General features: G+C 59.0%; 18 protein-coding genes. 8 read left to right on the top strand and 10 right to left on the bottom strand.

From position 1 onward, the window contains the following. Positions 1-31: 31 nt before the first annotated feature. Both ACR0AD_RS08050 and cobU read right to left on the bottom strand, forming a co-directional pair. The gene (locus ACR0AD_RS08050; protein WP_480486691.1) at positions 32-610 is read right to left on the bottom strand and encodes a histidine phosphatase family protein; all 579 of its coding nucleotides are present in this window, start codon (positions 608-610) and stop codon (positions 32-34) included. After that, positions 607-1,128 carry a bifunctional adenosylcobinamide kinase/adenosylcobinamide-phosphate guanylyltransferase gene (gene cobU / locus ACR0AD_RS08055; RefSeq protein WP_480486693.1) on the bottom strand — a complete coding sequence of 174 codons (522 nt, stop codon included), beginning with the start codon at positions 1,126-1,128 and terminating at the stop codon, positions 607-609. Before cobU ends, ACR0AD_RS08050 begins: the two co-directional genes overlap by 4 nt. Before the next feature lie 101 nt (positions 1,129-1,229). On the opposite strand from cobU, the gene ACR0AD_RS08060 reads away from it, so the two are divergent. The 6 genes from ACR0AD_RS08060 (at position 1,230) to ACR0AD_RS08085 (ending at position 7,800) form a co-directional block, all read left to right on the top strand. Next, positions 1,230-2,108, top strand: coding sequence for an RNA polymerase factor sigma-32 (locus ACR0AD_RS08060; RefSeq protein ID WP_480486695.1), 879 nt, complete (start codon positions 1,230-1,232; stop codon positions 2,106-2,108). Next, entirely contained in the window at positions 2,105-2,929 is an 825-nt protein-coding gene (locus tag ACR0AD_RS08065; RefSeq protein WP_480486696.1) for a ChaN family lipoprotein, read from the top strand. Before ACR0AD_RS08060 ends, ACR0AD_RS08065 begins: the two co-directional genes overlap by 4 nt. Before the next feature lie 63 nt (positions 2,930-2,992). Continuing rightward, on the top strand, positions 2,993-4,189 hold the full coding sequence (coaBC, locus tag ACR0AD_RS08070) for a bifunctional phosphopantothenoylcysteine decarboxylase/phosphopantothenate--cysteine ligase CoaBC (protein WP_480486698.1): 1,197 nt from the start codon (positions 2,993-2,995) through the stop codon (positions 4,187-4,189). A gap of 15 nt (positions 4,190-4,204) precedes the next feature. Next, positions 4,205-4,660, top strand: a complete 456-nt coding sequence (gene dut, locus ACR0AD_RS08075; RefSeq protein ID WP_480486699.1) for a dUTP diphosphatase — start codon at positions 4,205-4,207, stop codon at positions 4,658-4,660. Beyond that, the gene (locus tag ACR0AD_RS08080; protein WP_480486701.1) at positions 4,660-5,709 is read left to right on the top strand and encodes a HesA/MoeB/ThiF family protein; all 1,050 of its coding nucleotides are present in this window, start codon (positions 4,660-4,662) and stop codon (positions 5,707-5,709) included. Before dut ends, ACR0AD_RS08080 begins: the two co-directional genes overlap by 1 nt. Before the next feature lie 75 nt (positions 5,710-5,784). Continuing rightward, the gene (locus tag ACR0AD_RS08085) at positions 5,785-7,800 is read left to right on the top strand and encodes a M3 family metallopeptidase (protein ID WP_480486702.1); all 2,016 of its coding nucleotides are present in this window, start codon (positions 5,785-5,787) and stop codon (positions 7,798-7,800) included. A gap of 2 nt (positions 7,801-7,802) precedes the next feature. Here ACR0AD_RS08085 and ACR0AD_RS08090 read toward each other — a convergent pair whose 3' ends face one another. Genes ACR0AD_RS08090 through ACR0AD_RS08115 form a run of 6 tightly spaced genes read right to left on the bottom strand, consistent with a single transcriptional unit; the run spans position 7,803 to position 14,369 of the window. Next, positions 7,803-8,735 carry a 2-hydroxyacid dehydrogenase gene (locus tag ACR0AD_RS08090; RefSeq protein ID WP_480486704.1) on the bottom strand — a complete coding sequence of 311 codons (933 nt, stop codon included), beginning with the start codon at positions 8,733-8,735 and terminating at the stop codon, positions 7,803-7,805. A 15-nt stretch (positions 8,736-8,750) separates the two neighbouring features. Continuing rightward, the gene (rodA, locus tag ACR0AD_RS08095; protein WP_209506418.1) at positions 8,751-9,890 is read right to left on the bottom strand and encodes a rod shape-determining protein RodA; all 1,140 of its coding nucleotides are present in this window, start codon (positions 9,888-9,890) and stop codon (positions 8,751-8,753) included. Further along, positions 9,887-11,836, bottom strand: coding sequence for a penicillin-binding protein 2 (gene mrdA, locus ACR0AD_RS08100; protein ID WP_480486706.1), 1,950 nt, complete (start codon positions 11,834-11,836; stop codon positions 9,887-9,889). The genes rodA and mrdA overlap by 4 nt, the downstream gene beginning before the upstream one ends. After that, positions 11,833-12,369: a rod shape-determining protein MreD gene (locus ACR0AD_RS08105; protein WP_480483238.1), complete on the bottom strand. Its 537-nt coding sequence runs from the start codon at positions 12,367-12,369 to the stop codon at positions 11,833-11,835. The genes mrdA and ACR0AD_RS08105 overlap by 4 nt, the downstream gene beginning before the upstream one ends. Then, positions 12,362-13,264 carry a rod shape-determining protein MreC gene (mreC, locus tag ACR0AD_RS08110; protein ID WP_209506411.1) on the bottom strand — a complete coding sequence of 301 codons (903 nt, stop codon included), beginning with the start codon at positions 13,262-13,264 and terminating at the stop codon, positions 12,362-12,364. Before mreC ends, ACR0AD_RS08105 begins: the two co-directional genes overlap by 8 nt. A gap of 58 nt (positions 13,265-13,322) precedes the next feature. Next, positions 13,323-14,369, bottom strand: coding sequence for a rod shape-determining protein (locus ACR0AD_RS08115; protein WP_039523195.1), 1,047 nt, complete (start codon positions 14,367-14,369; stop codon positions 13,323-13,325). A gap of 155 nt (positions 14,370-14,524) precedes the next feature. On the opposite strand from ACR0AD_RS08115, the gene ACR0AD_RS08120 reads away from it, so the two are divergent. Next, positions 14,525-15,310 (top strand): 23S rRNA (adenine(2030)-N(6))-methyltransferase RlmJ, encoded by a 786-nt coding sequence (locus tag ACR0AD_RS08120; protein ID WP_480486707.1) that lies wholly within the window; start codon positions 14,525-14,527, stop codon positions 15,308-15,310. A gap of 105 nt (positions 15,311-15,415) precedes the next feature. Here ACR0AD_RS08120 and ACR0AD_RS08125 read toward each other — a convergent pair whose 3' ends face one another. Then, positions 15,416-16,984, bottom strand: coding sequence for a 2-isopropylmalate synthase (locus ACR0AD_RS08125; protein WP_480486709.1), 1,569 nt, complete (start codon positions 16,982-16,984; stop codon positions 15,416-15,418). Positions 16,985-17,274: 290 nt separating this feature from the next. On the opposite strand from ACR0AD_RS08125, the gene ACR0AD_RS08130 reads away from it, so the two are divergent. Then, positions 17,275-17,940 (top strand): SDR family NAD(P)-dependent oxidoreductase, encoded by a 666-nt coding sequence (locus tag ACR0AD_RS08130; protein WP_480486711.1) that lies wholly within the window; start codon positions 17,275-17,277, stop codon positions 17,938-17,940. Between the two features lie 4 nt (positions 17,941-17,944). Here ACR0AD_RS08130 and ACR0AD_RS08135 read toward each other — a convergent pair whose 3' ends face one another. Beyond that, entirely contained in the window at positions 17,945-19,426 is a 1,482-nt protein-coding gene (locus tag ACR0AD_RS08135) for an MORN repeat-containing protein (RefSeq protein ID WP_480486712.1), read from the bottom strand. Between the last annotated feature and the right edge of the window lie 108 nt (positions 19,427-19,534).

The raw sequence follows: 19,534 nt of genomic DNA on the forward strand, positions 1-19,534 counted from the left end.
CCGGTAAATCAGTGATTTGTGTTGGACCTGTTCACGGAAGGTGATTGATCGATCCGACAGTCCACACGCCGCCGTTGACAGCAATATCCGTAACGGAAAGGTTGTCGATCCGATGCGCAAAGGTCTGCTGCCCGTCCAGACCAAGGGCGCGTTGTACTTGCGTTAGGATTACGCCGAAATGCGCGACGATCACCAGATCGCGGCCCGTATGCGCGGACATAAGCGCGTCGATCGCGGAATCGACCCGGTCGCGGACCTCATTCCAGCTTTCACCTTGCGGTGGGCGGACATCACCGGGGTTGTCCCAATAGGCAAAAGCCAGCTCGGGGTCTTCGGCTTCAATATCGGCAAACCCGCGAAGCTCCCACTGACCGAAATGGATTTCCCGCAGGTTCGGGTGATGTGGCAGACGGTGACGCTGGCCCTGAATGGCCGAAGCAGTGTCAATTGCACGCGACAGGTCGGACGAAATCACAAATGCATCGGGTGGCAAATGATCGTGCAGGCGCTTCAGCGCTGCTGTATCGCTTAGATCAGCAGGCAGATCGGACCAGCCAACCATCGTCTTTGCATGCGTAGGCCCATGGCGAACAAGATGCAGTCGCGTCACGGCAGCTGCCCTTTCAGGACCAACGGCAACCCGGCGGTCACTTGCACCACCAGATCAGCCTGTGCCGCAAGCGCGATGTTCAGCCGACCCTGCGCTTCGCGAAAGCGACGGGCAAGCGGGTTATCGGGAACAATACCGTGCCCGACCTCGTTCGACACGATCACTACCTGCGCTGTACATGCGCGCAGGGCCTTTAGCAGGTCAGTTTGGACTGCCCCCAGATCGGTTTCGGCCAGCAAATGATTGCTGACCCATAAAGTGGCGCAATCTACCAGACACACCTGATCCGAGGATAGGCTGGACAGCACCGGTCCCAGGTCAAGAGGCTCTTCAATCGTGGTCCAACCGCCGCCCCGCTGTACCAGATGGCGATCAACCTTCTGCCGCATCTCGTCATCAAACACTTGTGATGTCGCTAGGTAAACTCGATTTTTCCCAGTGGAAACAACGAGGTTCTCGGCAAATGCCGACTTGCCTGAAGCAGCTCCGCCCAGAATTAAGGTTAAATCTGACGCCACAGTACTTACCTAAAGATGATCCAATTAGTGCTGTTTTGCGTATCGGTCATAGGTCGGCATGGCAAGCCCGGCCAACGCCTGCAAATCAGGGGGAGAGGTTTATGGCACTGGACAACGCGACAGATTTTTCGATGTCCCGGCAAGCGATGAAGGCCGAGTTGCTGGATGCGGAAACGGAACTGAAGCTGGCCTATGCCTGGCGTGACCAGCGTGACGAACAGGCACTGCACCGCCTGATCACAGCGTATATGCGGCTGGCAATTTCGATGGCGGCCAAGTTCAAACGCTATGGCGCGCCGATGAATGACCTTATCCAGGAGGCCGGTCTGGGATTGATGAAGGCCGCAGACAAGTTCGACCCTGATCGTGGGGTGCGGTTTTCGACTTATGCGGTGTGGTGGATCAAGGCGAGTATTCAGGATTATGTGATGCGGAACTGGTCCATGGTGCGAACGGGGTCCACCTCGGCGCAGAAATCGCTGTTTTTCAACATGCGTCGGGTTCAGGCCCGCCTTGAACGCGAGGCCGCAACCGAAGGTCTTGAACTGGATCGCCACCAGCTGCATCAGATGATCGCCACGGAAATCGGGGTTCCTCTGCGCGACGTTGAACTGATGGAAGGTCGGCTGTCAGGGTCGGATTTTTCCCTGAACGCGGTGCAATCCGCCGACGAAGACGGGCGTGAATGGATCGATGCGCTGGAAGATGAACGCGAACAGGCCGCCGAAGCAGTTGAACACACCCACGACACCGAACAGTTGCGCCAGTGGTTGCTGATCGCGATGAACGCACTGAATGACCGCGAGCGGTTCATTGTGCGCGAACGCAAACTGCGCGAGCCTGCGCGGACACTGGAGAGTCTCGGCGTCGAGTTGGGACTGTCCAAGGAGCGGGTGCGACAGCTTGAGGCCGCAGCGTTCGCAAAAATGCGCAAGAACCTTGAAGCCCAGTCGAACGAGGTGCAACACTTCATCGCATGAAACAGCTTGCGATTCTTGCGTGTGTTCTGGGCCTTACGGTTACAGCGGCGCGACCCGGACTGGCGGAAGATCTTATTTCCGATGATGCGGCTCTCGCGATGCGGGATGCAGATGTAGTAATTCTGGGAGAGGTTCACGACAATCCCCGCCACCACCTCATTCAAGCCGAAGCGATAGTGGAAATCTCACCCTCGGCCGTTGTCTGGGAGATGGTCACCGAAGAAGGCGCGCAACGGCTGGCGCAAAAAGCCGTCTCCAACCCGGAAGAATTGAGCCGTATTCTGCAATGGGCAGAAAGTGGTTGGCCACCGCTCAGGCTGTATTATCCGGTGTTCAAGGCCTCCGGTGCGCCGGTTTACGGGGCCATGGTGCCGCGTGCTGCCGCGCGGGCTGCGATGGAACGCGGGGCCGCCACGGCGCTGGGTGCAGACGCGGCGCGCTATGGTTTGACTGTACCGCTGACGCCCGAGGAGCAGGAGGCGCGTGAGGCAGATCAAATGGCCGCGCATTGCGATGCTCTCCCACCCGAAATGTTACCCCAGATGGTCGCGATCCAGCGTTTGCGCGATGCGGTTCTTGCGCGCGCGGTGATGCGCGCGATGGAAGAAACCGGCGGCCCGGTTGCCGTGATCACTGGGAACGGGCATGCGCGCAAAGACCGAGGTATCCCGACATTTCTTGAACGCCTTCAACCCGGATGGAAGGTGGTCTCGGTCGGACAGTCCGAGGACGACATCATCGACGGTGACTTTGATATCGTAATCGACAGCCCCACAGTCGAGCGTGAAGATCCCTGTGCGGCGTTTCAGGTTCAGAATTAATCGCTGGAACAACCTGCTGGGCTTGCCTAATGTCGGGGCCGACCGGGACAGGAAGGGCTGAACATGCTGTCATCCAAACGCATTCTGCTGATCATCGGCGGCGGCATCGCGGCCTACAAATCGCTGGACCTGATCCGCAGGCTGCGTGAACGTGGCGCGGCCGTAACGCCTGTGCTGACGCGTGCGGCAGAGGAATTTGTAACACCTCTGTCCGTGTCTGCCCTTGCCTCAGAAAAGGTCTATGGCGATCTGTTCGATCTGACCGCCGAGGCCGAGATGGGTCATATCCAGCTGTCACGCTCTGCCGATCTGATCGTCGTGGCCCCCGCAACGGCGGACCTGATGGGCAAGATGGCCGGGGGGTTGGCAAATGACCTGGCATCGACCCTTCTGATGGCGACAGACACGCCTGTTCTGTGTGCGCCCGCGATGAATGTACGCATGTGGGAACACCCGGCGACTCGACGCAACCTGAAGCAGCTTCAAGCGGATGGCGTGCGCTTTGTTGGCCCAAACGAAGGTGATATGGCCTGCGGTGAATATGGGCCGGGACGCATGTCGGAACCGCTGGAAATCGTCGCGGCGGTTGAGGCGCAGCTTGCGGCAGGACCCTTGGTGGGAAAGCGCGTGCTGGTAACTTCGGGCCCGACGCATGAGCCGATTGATCCGGTCCGGTATATCGCGAACCGCTCTTCCGGGGCGCAGGGCTCGGCCGTGGCACAGGCGCTTGCGGATTTGGGGGCCGAGGTGATCTTTGTCACAGGCCCCGCAGACGTACCGCCTCCGGCGGGTGTGCAGGTCGTGCCGGTCGAGACCGCGCAACAGATGTCGGACGCGGTTGATGCGGCGCTTCCCGTCGACGCGGGCGTGTTTGCGGCTGCGGTGGCAGATTGGCGCGTGGCCAGTGCGTCGGACAAGAAGCTGAAGAAAAGCCGAGACGGGCTTCCGGTTCTGGAGTTTGCCGAGAACCCCGACATTCTCAAACGTGTCTCGCGGATGGAAAATGGGCGCCCACCTTTGGTTGTCGGCTTTGCGGCCGAGACCGATGACGTGATCGAACATGCTACCGCCAAGCGGCTGCGCAAAGGCTGTGACTGGATTGTTGCCAACGATGTCAGCTCTGCCACCGGGATCATGGGCGGGTCCGAGAATGCGGTTATCCTGATTTCGGACAGCGGAGCCGAGGAATGGCCGCGTATGGGCAAGGCCGAGGTTGCGCGGCGGTTGGCAAGCAGGATCGCGGACGCGTTGGCGGGCTGAAGGAAAGGCAAAACCATGGTTGCAATTCGAGTGATCCGCGAAGACGGGGCAGACCCCGCCGTGGCGCTTCCGTCTTACGAAACTGCGGGTGCTGCTGGCGCGGACGTGCGGGCCAACTTGCCCCAGGGGGCTTCGATCATGCTGGAGCCCGGACAGCGGGCGCTTGTTCCGACCGGTCTGCGCATTGAAATCCCGCAGGGATACGAGGTTCAGGTTCGTCCCCGCTCGGGCCTTGCACTGAAATACGGGATCACGCTGCCCAATACACCGGGCACTATCGACAGTGACTATCGCGGACCTCTGGGGGTAATCGTGATGAATGCCGGTCAGGAACCGTTCGAGATTGTCCATGGCGATCGTATCGCGCAGCTGGTAGTTGCCCCTGTCGTGCAGGCGGCATTCGAACTGGCTGAGGCATTGGGTGAAACAGATCGCGGGGCTGGCGGTTTCGGCTCGACCGGGCGCGGCTGATGTTGCTGGTTCTTGTTCTGGCAGCGGGGCTATGGGGCGTTGGCTATATCGCCGGCACGTCAAAAACCGCGCGCGTGGTGTCGGTGAGTGTGTTGTTGGTCGGGGTGATCCTGTCTCATCTGATCTTGCCGGATGGGCATCCTCTGCGCGAAGCAACCGGTGGGTCTGCGGCGCTGTGGCTGATCCTTGCAGGTTTCGCGGCCATCGTTTTGTTATATGGCCGTGTGCTGAAGGCCCTGCGTAACCGCGCAGTACAAGCATCCAAGCCGGAAACCACCATGCCCTCTGACCGTTTCACCGAAACCGAACTGAACCGGTATGCCCGTCACATTGTGCTGCGCGAATTGGGCGGGCCGGGTCAGAAAAAGTTGAAACAGGCCCGTGTTCTGGTGATCGGCGCGGGAGGTTTAGGCGCCCCGGCGCTGCAATATCTGGCGGCCGCAGGTGTGGGTACAATCGGGGTCATTGACGACGACATAGTCGAGAATGCGAACCTGCAGCGGCAGGTGATCCACCGCGATGCAGATATCGATATGCCCAAGGTCTTTTCCGCCCAGCAAGCTATGGAGGCGCAGAACCCGAATGTGGAGGTTCTGCCCTTTCATCGCAGATTAAGCGATGAAATCGCAGCAGATCTTTTTGCCGACTTCGATCTGATCCTTGACGGTACGGATAATTTTGAGACCCGGTACCTGGCAAACCGAACCGCCGCCGCGTTGGGCAAGCCACTGATTTCGGGGGCCTTGTCGCAGTGGGAAGGGCAGCTCAGCGTGTTTGACCCAGCCAATGGCAGCCCGTGCTATCAGTGTATCTTTCCCGAAGCCCCGGCCCCCGGTCTGGCCCCGTCCTGTTCCGAGGCTGGTGTGATTGGCCCATTGCCGGGCGTCGTCGGATCGATGATGGCGGTCGAGGCGATCAAGGTGATAACGGGCGCTGGCATGGCGCTGCGGGGCGAGATGCTGATCTACGACGCCCTATACGGTGAAAGCCGCAAGATCACGCTGACCCGCCGTGCCGATTGCCCCATTTGCGGTGCCGCAAGCAATTAACCTTTCTTAACGTGGGCTGGGGGTTCTGGAACACCCGGCCATGGCGAACTAGCTATTGGGTCAAAGGAGATCCGCATGACCAACCCGATCCTGTCCAACTGGACCACCCCATTCGAAATAGCCCCTTTCGCCGATATTTCGGACGAAGATTTTGCACCGGCTTTGGATCAGGCGATGACTGCGCATAACGCGCAGATCGACGCGATTGCAGCAAATGCAGAGGCCCCTACTTTCGCTAACACGGTCGAAGCCCTTGAGGCTGCGGGCGAGCAGCTGGACAAGGTTCTGTCGGTCTTCTTCACTGTTGCAGGCGCAGACAGCAACCCCAAGCGGGAAGAGTTGCAGCGCACGTTTTCCCCCAAGCTGTCGGCGCATTTCTCGGGAATTTCTTCGAACAAGGCGCTGTTTGAACGCGTTGCAAACCTTTGGGCGCGGCGCGAAAACCTGAACCTGACCGAGGAGCAGGCACGCGTTCTGATGCTGACCCATCGGGGTTTTGTTCGTGCAGGCGCGGCGTTGGACGGGGACGAAGACGCTCGTATGCAAGAAATCAAGTCGCGCCTCGCCTCGTTGGGGACGTCCTTTACCCAGAACCTGCTGGCGGATGAGCGGGATTGGTTCATGGATCTGACCGAACAAGATCTGCAGGGCCTGCCGGATTTCGTTGTGAATGCGGCACGGGCTGCTGGTGCGGAAAAGGGCGCCTTGGGGCCGGTTGTTACCCTCTCCCGGTCGCTGATCGTGCCGTTTCTTCAGTTTTCACCCCGTAGGGATCTGCGCGAAAAAGCCTATCGCGCCTGGGCTGCCCGCGGGGCGAATGGTGGCGAGACCGACAATCGCGACATCGCGGCTGAGATTCTGGGTTTGCGTGAGGAACGCGCCAAGCTGTTGGGCTATGACAACTTCGCCGATTACAAGCTGGAAACTGAAATGGCTCGTACTCCGGACCGGGTACGTGAGTTGTTGATGCAGGTGTGGGAACCTGCCAAGGCCCGTGCCGATGCGGACGCGGAATTCCTGACCCGGATGATGCAGGACGACGGTGTCAACGGCCCGCTGGAAGCATGGGACTGGCGCTATTACGCTGAAAAGCGGCGCAAGGCGGAACATGATCTGGATGAGGCGGAACTGAAACCCTACCTGCAACTGGACCGGATGATCGAGGCATCGTTTGCTTGTGCAAACCGCCTGTTCGGGCTGGAATTCAAGCCTTTGAACGTGCCGCTTTATCACCCTGATTGCCGCGCGTGGGAGGTTACGCGCAACGGTCGGCATGTCGCCGTGTTCATCGGTGACTACTTTGCACGGGGGTCAAAGCGATCAGGTGCCTGGTGCAGCGCGATGCGGGCACAGGCCAGATTCCCGAAAGAACAGGCACCGATTGTCATCAATGTCTGCAACTTCGCCAAGGGTGATCCGGCGCTGCTGTCTTATGACGATGCACGCACCCTGTTCCACGAGTTTGGCCACGCCTTGCACCAGATGCTGTCCAACGTGACCTATGAAAGCATCTCGGGGACTTCGGTTGCGCGCGATTTTGTCGAACTGCCCAGCCAGCTTTATGAACACTGGTTGGAAGTGCCCGAAGTTCTGGCCGAGTTTGCCACCCATGCCGAAACGGGCGAACCGATGCCGCAGGAGATGCTTGAAAAAGTGCTGAATGCCGCCAATTTCGACCAGGGGTTCCAGACGGTTGAATATGTCGCCTCGGCCCTTGTTGATCTGGCCTTCCACGATGGCGACGCCCCGGCAGACCCGATGGCAAAACAGGCCGAGGTTCTTGCCGGGTTGGGGATGCCGCAAGCCATTGGAATGCGCCATGCCACGCCCCACTTTGCGCATGTATTTGCAGGCGATGGCTATAGCTCGGGCTACTACAGCTATATGTGGTCCGAGGTGATGGATGCTGACGCCTTTGCCGCCTTCGAAGAAGCAGGTGGTGCCTTTGATCCTGAACGGGCCAAAGCGCTGGAAGACAATATCTTGTCCACCGGCGGTTCGCGCGAGGCAGAGGATCTGTATCTGGCGTTCCGGGGGCGATTGCCGGGAGTGGATGCCCTGTTGAAAGGCCGCGGTCTGATTGCGGCGTGACGTCAGTAGCCCAGCGTGCGGTCGACCAGGTGCACAAAGGGCTCGCCGGATTCCCCGCGCCGGATGTTTTCGCAAATGACCTGTGCGGCAGTGACCGGGCGGGTCTCGGACGCGATATGCGGGGTCACGGTGACATTCGGATGCGCCCAATAGGGGTGATTGGTGGGCAAGGGCTCGACACGGAACACATCCAGCGTTGCGTGGCCCACCTGGCCCGAGGTCAGGGCATCCAATAGCGCATCATCATCAATCAGCGGCCCGCGTCCCGGGTTGATGATACGCGCACCTTTGGGCAGCAGGGCCAGCGTTTCCGCATTCAGCGCGTTTTCAGTGGCAGGTGTATCGGGCAGCAACAAGACTACGATTTCGGCATGAGAAAGCGCCTGGCGCAGCCCTTCGGCACCATTCAGGCAGGTTACACCGGGGATGTCCTTGGCTGTACGGCTCCAGCCTAAGACCCGAAACTCAAGCGCGGTCAGCGCGCGGGCCACGGCTTCGCCCAATGCTCCAAGCCCCAGAATACAAACGTTGCGCTCTTGCGCCAGCGGTGGGACGTCTGGGGTCCAGACACCGTCCTGTACCGTGATGTGCCGGTCCATCCCCAGATGGTAGCGCAACACGTGGCCAACCACCCACTCGATCATGCCTTGCGTCAGACCGTGATCCACCATCCGCGCCAATGGAACGATCAGTGTTTCGTTACCCACGATTTTTTCGACACCGGCCCAAAGGCTCAGCACCGCTTTCAGGCGCGTGAAAGGTCTGAAATCCTGTACCCCTCCGTTTGGGGCGTAAACAACGTAATCGACCTGATCCGGTTCGAACTCGGTTCCTAGCTGGACGTCCAGACCCGCCTCATCAAGATATTGTGTCAGCAGCGGCTGATACACCGGCCAAAGGGCAGGCCGCGCGGAAAACAGGACGTTCACAGACATCAGAGCCCTTTCAGATCAACGGGGGCGGTGAATATGGGCGCTTTGGACGATGCCAAAGGCTGCCATCAGAACCAGCATGGCCGAGCCACCATAGCTGACCATTGGCAGTGGTACACCCACGACAGGGGCCATACCCATTACCATCGACATGTTGACGGCGAAAAACAGGAAGAAGTTCAACGCGATACCCAGCGTGACCAGAGATGAAAACCGGTCCTTGGTTGCCAGGGCCGTGACCATGCAGAAAACCAGAATCAAGGCATAAAGGGTCAACAGGGTCGTTCCCCCGACAAACCCGAACTCTTCGGCCAACGTCGTGAAAATGAAATCGGTATGCTTCTCGGGCAGGAAGTTCAGGCGGGACTGCGTGCCTTGCATGAAACCACGCCCGTTCCATCCCCCGGACCCCAAGGCAATCTTGGACTGGGTAATGTGGTATCCGGCCCCCAATGGGTCGGTGGACGGGTCCAGAAAGGTGTCGATGCGCCGAAACTGATAGTCCTTCAATAATTGCCAGTCGGTCCCACGGCTGTTGAACACAGCGGCGATCAGGCCCACGACAGCAGCAATAACGGCGGCAAAATAGGCCCAGTGAACCCCTGCCAGAAACATCAACCCACCTCCTGCGGCCAGAAGCAGGATGGATGTGCCAAGATCGGGCTGTTTCAGAACCAGCAAAGTAGGCAGGATGATCAGGACAACCGGGATAAGAACCCAAAGCGGACGAGACGTTTTGTGCGAGGGAAGCCAGTCGTAATAAGCTGCAAGCAACATGACCAGCGTGACTTTCATGACCTCTGAGGGTTGCAGGCGCATAAACCCAAGGTCGATCCAGCGCTGCGCACCCATGCCGATGGTGCCGAACAGTTCAACAAATACCAGCAAAGCCACCGAGCCGAGATAGGCCAGCACCGACATGTTGCGCCAGAACCAGATCGGAACCAGTGCGATGATGAACATCACTGTCAGGCCAAGCCCGAAACGTTCCATTTGCGGCTCGGCCCAGGGCGTCCACGAACCGCCCGCAACAGAATACAGCATCAGAAAGCCCGCGCTGGCGGTGCTGATCAGCAGCAACGTCAGCGGCCAGTTCATATACAGGAACTTGCGAAACCCCGACGGCGTGGATTTGACGGCATATTCAAGATAGCTCATGCACGGTCCTTTCCATCCGGTCGCGCCTTGGGGCGCTTGTCACCCTCCAGCCGTTTTTGCTGTTCCTTGATGCGTTCGCGGTCGGCGACGGGGTAGGCTTCAAGCGGCGGTGTGCCGTCATAAAGAGCTTGCAGCATGATGTCGCGTGCAACCGGGGCTGCGGCTGTGGACCCGCCGCCGCCATGCTCAACAACCACGGCCACGGCGTATTTTGGGTTGTCATACGGTGCAAAGCAAACGAACAGCGCGTGGTCGCGACGCTCCCACGGCAAGTCCTCGTTTCGGATCACGCCTGCGGCCCGTTCTGCTTTGGTGATGTTTCGAACCTGGCTGGTTCCGGTTTTCCCCGCCATCCGGAACTCATCCGCGATGATGCGGCTTCGATATGCCGTTCCCCGCCTGTCATTCGAGACCGAGAACATGGCCTTGCGGACCTGTTCCAGATTGTAAGAATTAAGGCCCAGTGGTTCTCCGGCGCCCGAGGGTTGTTCAACACCGTCGATCGAGCGTACCAGGCGCGGCGTGACTGCGCGACCGGTGGCGATGCGGGCTGCCATTACAGCCAGTTGCAACGGGGAAGCCAGCATGAAGCCCTGACCGATGGACGCGTTGGCCGTATCGCCCACAAGCCACTCCTGACCGTGCGTGCGCCGCTTCCATTCCTGATTGGGAGCCAGCCCATCTGCCACCGCCGACATCGGGATGTCATGCTTGACCCCCAGTCCCAATGTGCGGGCCATGTCAGAGATCTTGTCGATGCCAACCCGCAGAGCCACGTCATAGTAATAGACATCGCAGCTGCGTTTCAGCGAAAGGTTTAGGTCGACCGTCCCGTGCCCGCCACGCTTCCAGCAATGGAAACGACGGCTGCCGACCTTCAGGTGTCCGGGGCAGTACACGGTATTGCCGGGGGAAACTACGCCAGCTTCCAACGCGGCCAGCGCGGTGACCATCTTAAAGGTCGATCCCGGAGGATATGTGCCTTGCACGGATTTATTCGCCAGCGGTCGGTACTTGTCCTCTGTCAGTGCCCGGTAATCTGCGACCGAAATGCCACGAACAAAAAGGTTCGGATCGAAACTGGGTGCAGAGGCGACCGCACGCAAGTCACCGGTTTCGCAGTCTATGACAACTGCGGCCGCACTTTCACCCGCCAGTCGCGCCTGTGCATATTGTTGCAGATCAGCGTCGATGGACAGTTGCAGGTCTGCGCCGGGTTGTCCTTCCTGCCGGTCAAGCTCGCGCATGACGCGGCCCGTCGCGTTGACCTCGACCCGCTTTGCACCGGCCTTGCCGCGCAGTTCGATTTCCTGCTTGGCCTCAAGGCCAACCTTTCCAATCTGGAACCTTGGAATGCGCAATACCGGCTCAGGGTCTTCTATCTTGCTGAGGTCATAGTCGCTGACCGGGCCGACATAGCCCACGATATGTGCGAAATCCTCGTATCGTGGGTATTGCCGTGTCAGGCCGACCTCGGGCGTTACGCCCGGCAGCGCCGGAGCATTGACCGCAACCTTCGAGATATCCTCCCACGTAACCTGATCCGCCAGCGTCACCGGCAGAAACGGGGCCGAGCGGCGCATTTCAGTCCTGGCGCGCTCGATCTCATCTTCGTTCAGAGGGATCAGTTCCGACAGTTTGGCGATGACTTTTTCCACGTCATCGGCGTCTTCACGCACGATGACGATGCGATAGGAAGGTGAGTTCTGGCCGATGATCTGGCCGTTCCGGTCATAGATACGCCCACGGGTCGGCGGGATAAGCCGGATGTTGATACGGTTTTCTTCGGCCAACAGGCGGTATTCGTCGGCCTGTTCGACCTGCATGAACCGCATTCGTGCCGCCAGACCGCCTATGAACACCGCCTGTAGACCACCCAGCAACAGCGCTCTGCGTGGCAGGCGCTTATAGGCAAGGCCCTGGGATTTGGGTTTACGCTGTTTCATGCCCGGCTTCCCACAGCGCTGACATCAGCAGCGGATATGCGGCGAACCCCCAACGCGCTTTGGCTAAGCAGCACGACCAACGGGTAGACAGCGACCGTCAGCACAAGCTGAATCACGACCGGCCCCAATGCGGCCTGTTGCACGGACATCACCGATAGTACGACCCTGTTCATCAAAATGACCGCCGTGATCACAATGCCGACAGACATCCATTCTCCGGCAAATCCCGCATCCCTCATACCCAACGCCGCTGACCGCAAATAGGCCGACCCGACTACGGTCAGCGCGGCCAAAAGGCCCGGTGGACGTTGCAGTAGAAAGTCGGCCATCAGCATGACAAGCGCAACCAATACAGTCGGGACGTAATCGGGCCGCCGCAGCACCCAGGCAAAAGTCAGGGCAATCAGGACGTCGGGAAAAGGCCAGCGATCGGGTTGAGCGTCCAACGGCAACAGATGCAGAAACAGTACAGCAAATGCCAGCAAGGCATAAAGGCTGCGCATGGCCCAGATTTGCGAGGCCGGTCTATCCATCGCTGACCTCATCCGGGGTCAGCGCTGCCTCTGGGCGGGTAGGCCCGACGATACTGCCCGGATCCTGAATGGGCGGAGCCGAGTGAAACCGCAGAACCCTAAGAAATTCGAGCCTTTCGAAATCTGCCGACAAGCGGACCCTCAGGCGCCCCCCGGGATCTGCCGCGATTTGACCGATCAGCAGGCCCGCAGGAAAAACGCCGCCATCACCCGAAGTGATCACCCGGTCGCCGGGGCGAACCAACTCGCGGTTTTCAAGAAACTCCACCGCGGGTGCGGGGTTGTTGTCGCCTTTGATCAAAGCGGTTTGGCCAGAAGGCTGAATGGTTGCGGGAATGGCGCTGGTGGCGTCCGTCACAAGGATCACGCGTGCCGTGTCAGGGCCAACACCTGATATCCTGCCGACCAGGCCAATGCCGTCCATCGTGGCCCATCCATCCACGATCCCGTCACGCTCTCCGACATTCAGCAGAACGGATTGCCGGAATGGCGACCCGCTGTCGGCCATGACAACGCCGGTGATGTAGGTCAGACGAGGGTCAAGGCGGACATTGTTCAGATCCAGCAGTCGTGCGTTTTCCTGTTCAAGCTGCAAAGCAGCCTCTTTCCAGGCGCGCATCAGGCGCAGTTCGCTACGCAGTTCCCTGTTCTGTTCGCTCAGGCGCTGATAGCTTTGGAAGTCACGCACCAGATTGACGGCGGCAGTCACCGGGACCATGGCCCATTCCATAGATGGTACAACCGTATCCACGATTCGCGCGCGGAACCGTTCTACGCGCGGGCTGTCGATGCGCCACAGAAGGAAGATACCAAGCAGGCACAGCACAACAATCCCCAGCAACAAACGTCGCAGGGGGGTCGTGTACTCATCGCGCTGTGATCGGTCTTTTGCCACAGGTTACCTTCCCGTGCTGCTCGCGCCGATATAACCCTATCTTCCGAGGGTGCGCGCCTTAGCTTTCGTAGTCAATCGCGTGGCGCAGCTGTTTTTCATATTCCAGTGCTTTGCCGGTGCCCAAAGCCACACAATTCAGGCTTTCGTCCGCAATGGATACCGCCAGGCCGGTCTGTTCGCGTAGGGCCAGGTCCAAATCGCCCAGCAGCGCGCCGCCGCCGGTCAGCATCACACCACGGTCGACAATGTCCGCAGCCAAATCGGGGGGCGTTGTCTCAAGCGCGGTCATAACCGCCTCGCAGATCTGTTGCACGGGCTCTGACAGCGCTTCGGCCACCTGGGCCTGGCTGATCTCGATTTCCTTGGGCACGCCGTTCAACAGATCACGCCCCCGGATATGCATCGACTGACCGCGCCCGTCGTCGGGCATGCGGGCGGTACCAATGGTTGTCTTGATGCGTTCAGCCGTGGATTCACCTACCAGCAGGTTCTGCTGGCGACGCAGGTAGGAAATGATGGCCTCGTCCATCCGGTCACCACCAACGCGGACCGAACGGGCATAGACAATGTCTCCCAACGACAGAACAGCAACCTCGGTAGTGCCCCCGCCAATATCAACAACCATGTTGCCGGTCGGGTCGGTGATCGGCATGCCGGCCCCGATTGCGGCCGCAATCGGTTCGGCAATCAGGCCCGCGCGACGGGCACCTGCTGACAGGACCGACTGCCGAATTGCACGTTTTTCGACCGGGGTTGCGCCATGAGGAACGCAGACAATGATCTTGGGTTTCGAGAAGGTCGAGCGTTTGTGCACCTTGCGGATGAAGTGCTTGATCATTTCTTCGGCAGTATCAAAATCCGCGATCACACCTTCGCGCATGGGGCGGATGGCTTCGATCGAACCGGGCGTCCGACCCAGCATCAGCTTGGCATCTTCGCCAACTGCCAGAACTTTCTTCACACCGTCCTTGACGTGGTAGGCCACAACCGAAGGTTCAGACAGGATGACACCGCGCCCCTTGACGTAAACCAGCGTGTTTGCTGTTCCAAGGTCGATAGCCATGTCCGCTGTGAACAGGCCGCCCAGATTGCCAAAGATCCCCATGTTTTCCCTGATCCTGTAATGTCGGTTTTCTACTGCCCGCGACTCGACGGTTCCGGGACGGATGACTTATAGGGTGCCATCACGCCCGGTAAAAGGGCTGATTCCGCGACAATCAGCACCTTTCCGCCTTATTGAATGGGACTTTAGAAGGCAAAATGCTCTCTTATCAACACATTTACCACGCCGGGAATCTGGCGGATGTCCAAAAGCACGCTTTACTGGCGTGGGTGCTGGATTATCTGACACGCAAGGACAAGCCGCTCAGCTATATCGAAACGCATTCCGGGCGTGGGTTGTATCGGTTGGATGCAGACGAATCCATTCGGACAGGAGAGGCAGAGGCAGGGATCGGTCGCGCACAGCGGGAAGGGTGGTTCGGGCCCGACCACCCGATGGCGCAGGTCCTGAAGCAGGTAGAGGCCCGGTACGGCGACATGGCCTATCCAGGATCGCCGATGATTGCTGCGACTATGTTGCGGGAACAGGACAGTTTGCACCTCGCGGAACTGCACCCACAGGAATTTGCGGCCCTGTCGTTGGCGATGTCGCCGTTTGGGGCGAAAGTCTATCAGCAGGATGGGTTCGATCTGGCGCAGTCCTTGCTGCCTCCAGCTCCGCGCCGGGGCATGATGCTGATTGACCCCAGTTACGAGGTGAAAGCCGATTATGACCGCTTGCCCGGCATTATCGCCAAGCTGCACCGCAAGTGGAATGTGGGCGTGATTGCCCTTTGGTACCCGATCCTGACGGACAATCGACATGCTGGGATGACTGCGGCTCTCAAATCGCGAAACTACCCCAAAGCAATTTGCCACGAAGTGACATTCCCGCCTGCGCGTGAGGGGCACCGGATGATTGGGTCAGGTATGTTTGTTGTGAACGCGCCGTTCTGTATCGGCGACGAAATGAACCGCCTTTCCAAGCTTTTCGCGCAGCTTTAGCAGCAGACGAGACGCTGGTCGGGATAAAGCACCCAATCCATCACCGTGGGTCGTGTTGGATTTTCCGGGCAACCAAACTTGCGGTTGCCCGGATGATTTATGCAATCACGTCAGGTCTTTATAGCTGATCTCGCGCGCATCCGCGCCTGGTCCAGCTTTTTCACGGCGCACAATCAGGCGGTTGAGAGCGTGGATATAAGCCTTAGCTGACGCCACGACGGTGTCGGTGTTTGCCGACTGGCCGGTTGCGATCATTCCATCCTCTTCCAGGCGCACGGAAACCGTCGCCTGTGCGTCCGTGCCCTCGGTTACGGCATGAACCTGATAAAGCTGAAGGCGTGCCGTGTTGGGATAAATCGCACGGATCGCCTTAAAGGTCGCATCCACCGGGCCGTCGCCATGTTCAGTGGCGGTTTTGTCCACGCCTTCAACCTCCAGCTCGACCGTCGATTCCGCCTGACCACCCGTGCCGCAAGTCACCTTCATCGAAACCAGTTGCAGGTGGTCGTCAGCCTCGTCCAGCGTCATCAGTGCAATGAGATCGTCGTCGAACACCTCTTTCTTGCGATCTGCCAGATCCTTGAACCGGACAAAGATATCCTTGAGCTGGTTGTCGCCCACCTCAAACCCCAGCGTTTCGAGCTTGTCGCGCAAGGCTGCGCGGCCCGAATGTTTGCCAAGCGGCAAGGATGTTCCCGAAAGACCAATGTCCTCAGGACGCATGATTTCAAAGTTTTCGCGGTTTTTCAGCATCCCGTCCTGATGGATGCCACTTTCATGGGCAAAAGCGTTCTTGCCGACAATTGCCTTATTGAACTGCACCGGAAAGCCCGAGACCGTCGCAACCCGACGCGAGATGTGCATGATCTTAGTGGTGTCGATGCCAGTGTGCCACGGCATGATATCGTTGCGCGTGCGCAGTGCCATGACCACTTCTTCCAGCGCCGTATTGCCAGCGCGTTCGCCCAGGCCGTTGATGGTGCATTCAATCTGACGGGCACCACCTGCCACAGCGGCCAGCGAGTTCGCGGTCGCCATGCCAAGGTCATTGTGGCAATGGGTGGCAAAGACCACGTCATCCGCCCCCGGCACCGTTTCGATCAGACGCTTGATCAGGTCCGCGCTTTCCACCGGAGCGGTATAGCCCACCGTATCCGGGATGTTGATCGTGGTTGCCCCGGCCTTAATTGCGATCTCGATCACCTGGCACAGGTAATCCCATTCGGTTCGGGTCGCGTCCATCGGAGACCACTGCACGTTTTCGCACAGGTTGCGCGCGTGGCTGACCGTTTCGTGGATCTTGTCGGCCATCTCGTCCATCGTCAGGTTCGGAATGGCGCGATGCAGGGGTGAAGTGCCGATGAACGTGTGAATGCGGTTATTCTCGGCGTGTTTTACCGCCTCCCAGCAGCGGTCGATATCGGCAAAATTTGCGCGGGCCAGACCGCAGATACGGCTGTTCTTTGACCGCTGCGCGATCTCGGATACCGCTTTGAAGTCACCTTCGGATGCGATCGGAAAACCGGCTTCGATGATGTCGACGCCCATGTCGTCCAACAGCTCGGCAATTTCCAGCTTTTCATCATGGGTCATGGTGGCGCCAGGGCTCTGCTCGCCGTCGCGCAAAGTGGTATCGAAGATCAAGACGCGGTCTTGGTCGGTCACGTTGGTCATGGGGTTCTCTTTCTTCTTCTGTCCTAAAGCCTATGGCGCGCGGGCGTCCTCCTCTGAGCGGGCGCGCCGGATGGCACGCTCAGAGGCGGATTAGGATCAGTAGGCCACGCAGCGACGCACCGCGAAGGGCGGTGTCGACACAAGGGATATCTGCGCGGTTGATCATGGGATTGAGGTTATACAGAGCCCGCCGGGAATGAAAAGAACCAATTTGCAATACGCGAACTTCTGGCAACTGCCCGTGTTTAGACCACCTTGATTGTTCGCACTGCGCCGCTAGCTGATCACGGATGGAAACTGCATTGATAATTGGCGCTTCTGGCGGGATTGGCGCAGCCGTTACCAGACGGCTGGTTGAGCAGGGCGTTTCGGTCACGCGTTTGTCCCGGTCGGAAGAAGGCTTTGACATGACCGATCCGGACGGGGTGATGCTGAAGCTTGATAACCTACCAGGTCAGTTTGATCTGATTCTGGTGGCTTCGGGCGCCTTGGAGATAAACGGCGCTGTGCCGGAAAAAACCCTTCGGGCGATTTCAGCCAGTGCCATGATGGATCAGTTTGCGTTGAATGCCGTTGGTCCGGCATTGGTGCTAAGCCGCGCGTATCATCTGTTGCCGCGACATAGACGATCTGTATTCGCGGTGCTGTCGGCGCGGTTGGGATCAATCGGGGATAATCGAACAGGCGGCTGGATCAGCTACCGTGCGGCCAAGGCAGCGGTCAATCAGGTCGTCCGTACTGCCGCGATTGAATTGGCCCGAACACATAAACAGGCGATTTGCGTCGCCCTTCACCCCGGCACAGTAAAAACAGAGTTCACGAACAAATACCTGGGTCGTCATCCTGCCGTCGAACCTGAAGCAGCCGCCGATAACCTGTTGAACGTGATACGCGGGTTAACGCTCGCTGGTACCGGCGGGTTCTATGATTGGGCCGGTAAGCCGGTCCCGTGGTGAGCCTTCACCCGTCCGAGGTTCCGGTTGCCTCTGTATTTGCATCAGGGTTGGGTTGCGGGGCAGGGGTGTCAGCGTCGCTCTGCTGGTCCGAGGTCTGATCTGGCAACACGCCGTTTTCCCAGACACCGCTTTCCTCCTGGCCGTTGGCATAGCGCATCGTCCCACTGCCCTGCCGTTTGTTGTCGACAAAGCTGCCCTCATACACATCCCCGTTCGAGTAGGTGGCGGTACCCACGCCGTTGATTTTTCCGTCCGACCAGTCGCCCGTATACTTGAACCCGGCAGGGGTTATGATTTCCCCTTTGCCGTGCCGTTTTCCGTTCAGGAAATCACCGGTGTAGACCGTGCCATCGGAATAGGTCGCCTTGCCTTTGCCCTGACGCACGCCTTCAACCCAGTCGCCGTCATATACCGAGCCATCTGCGCGCGTAACCACACCCTTGCCGTGGCTTTGCGCGTTCTTGAACTGGCCTTTGTAGATCATACCATTGGTATAGGTGGCCGTGCCCTGACCCTCGATAACACCCGCGATCCATTCGCCTTCATAGGTCGATCCGTCCGGATAGGTGATGCTGCCGTTTCCTTCGGCCAGATCGGCAACGAAATCGCCGACATAGACAGAGCCATCCGGATAGGTCACTTCGCCAAGGCCTTCAATCTGCCCGGCGTTCCAGTCGCCGGTATACACAAAGCCGTCTGTTCCGGTGAACGTTCCTTTGCCGTGGCGGCGGTCGTCGACAAAATCGCCTTCGTACACATCCCCTTGGGCGTGGGTCACTTTGCCCTTGCCGTGACGGCGCCCTTCTAGAAGCTCGCCTTCGTATACGTCACCGTTGGAGTAGGTCAGGTTACCCATCCCGGTGATCTGGTCCCCGGACCAATCCCCTGAATACACCATCCCGTCTGGCATTGTCTGTGTGCCGGTGCCATCGCGCAAACCTGCGTTAACGTCGCCGTCGTAAACGCTGCCGTCGGCATATGTGATCTTTGCTTTGCCCTGCCGTTCACCGTCGACCCAGTCGCCATCATAGATGTATCCGTCGGGAAAACTCAGCACGCCTTTGCCATGTCGCTGGGCGTTCCTGAATTCACCCTCATAGCGCGTGCCGTTCGCGAATTCAGCAATGCCGGTGCCGTTGATTGATCCGTTCGACCAATCGCCATCGTAGCTGCTGCCATTGGCATAGATGATCTTGCCGCGCCCTTCGGGTTGACCCTTGGCGAACATGCCTTCGTAGACTGACCCGTCGGGGTAGTGTGTGGTACCCTGACCCTGAATTTCGCCTTCTACCCATTGCCCGGTGTATTCAAATCCGTTCGGCAGCCGATACGTTCCTGTCCCGTGCCGCAACCCGTTCTCATAAGTGCCTTCATAGACACCGCCAACTTCATCATCCTTGACGATGACGGTCCCGTCCTGCGCGAAAGCAGTGGCCGCTGTCAGGCTCATCCCCGCCGCCAAAATTGAGTTTCGGATCACGTTCATTTCTGGTCCTGTCTGCCCGGTCGTCGCTGGTGATATCTCTTTCGCAAAACTAAGGTACCGTTGCGGGCAGAGCAACGGCTTTTGCCGCATTGGTCTTTTACTCGCGCG

Source organism: Ruegeria sp. BH8 (assembly GCF_056538065.1).

Excerpts from the sequence above, each read along its gene's own strand:
- ACR0AD_RS08065 (WP_480486696.1), top strand. The coding sequence starts at position 2,105 with ATGAAACAGCTTGCGATTCTTGCGTGTGTTCTGGGCCTTACGGTTACA.
- ACR0AD_RS08080 (WP_480486701.1), top strand. The coding sequence starts at position 4,660 with ATGTTGCTGGTTCTTGTTCTGGCAGCGGGGCTATGGGGCGTTGGCTAT.
- ACR0AD_RS08125 (WP_480486709.1), bottom strand. The coding sequence starts at position 16,984 with ATGACCAACGTGACCGACCAAGACCGCGTCTTGATCTTCGATACCACT.
- ACR0AD_RS08115 (WP_039523195.1), bottom strand. The coding sequence starts at position 14,369 with ATGGGGATCTTTGGCAATCTGGGCGGCCTGTTCACAGCGGACATGGCT.
- coaBC (WP_480486698.1), top strand. The coding sequence starts at position 2,993 with ATGCTGTCATCCAAACGCATTCTGCTGATCATCGGCGGCGGCATCGCG.
- rodA (WP_209506418.1), bottom strand. The coding sequence starts at position 9,890 with ATGAGCTATCTTGAATATGCCGTCAAATCCACGCCGTCGGGGTTTCGC.
- ACR0AD_RS08085 (WP_480486702.1), top strand. The coding sequence starts at position 5,785 with ATGACCAACCCGATCCTGTCCAACTGGACCACCCCATTCGAAATAGCC.
- ACR0AD_RS08120 (WP_480486707.1), top strand. The coding sequence starts at position 14,525 with ATGCTCTCTTATCAACACATTTACCACGCCGGGAATCTGGCGGATGTC.
- mrdA (WP_480486706.1), bottom strand. The coding sequence starts at position 11,836 with ATGAAACAGCGTAAACCCAAATCCCAGGGCCTTGCCTATAAGCGCCTG.
- dut (WP_480486699.1), top strand. The coding sequence starts at position 4,205 with ATGGTTGCAATTCGAGTGATCCGCGAAGACGGGGCAGACCCCGCCGTG.
- ACR0AD_RS08130 (WP_480486711.1), top strand. The coding sequence starts at position 17,275 with ATGGAAACTGCATTGATAATTGGCGCTTCTGGCGGGATTGGCGCAGCC.
- ACR0AD_RS08135 (WP_480486712.1), bottom strand. The coding sequence starts at position 19,426 with ATGAACGTGATCCGAAACTCAATTTTGGCGGCGGGGATGAGCCTGACA.
- ACR0AD_RS08090 (WP_480486704.1), bottom strand. The coding sequence starts at position 8,735 with ATGTCTGTGAACGTCCTGTTTTCCGCGCGGCCTGCCCTTTGGCCGGTG.
- ACR0AD_RS08060 (WP_480486695.1), top strand. The coding sequence starts at position 1,230 with ATGGCACTGGACAACGCGACAGATTTTTCGATGTCCCGGCAAGCGATG.
- ACR0AD_RS08105 (WP_480483238.1), bottom strand. The coding sequence starts at position 12,369 with ATGGATAGACCGGCCTCGCAAATCTGGGCCATGCGCAGCCTTTATGCC.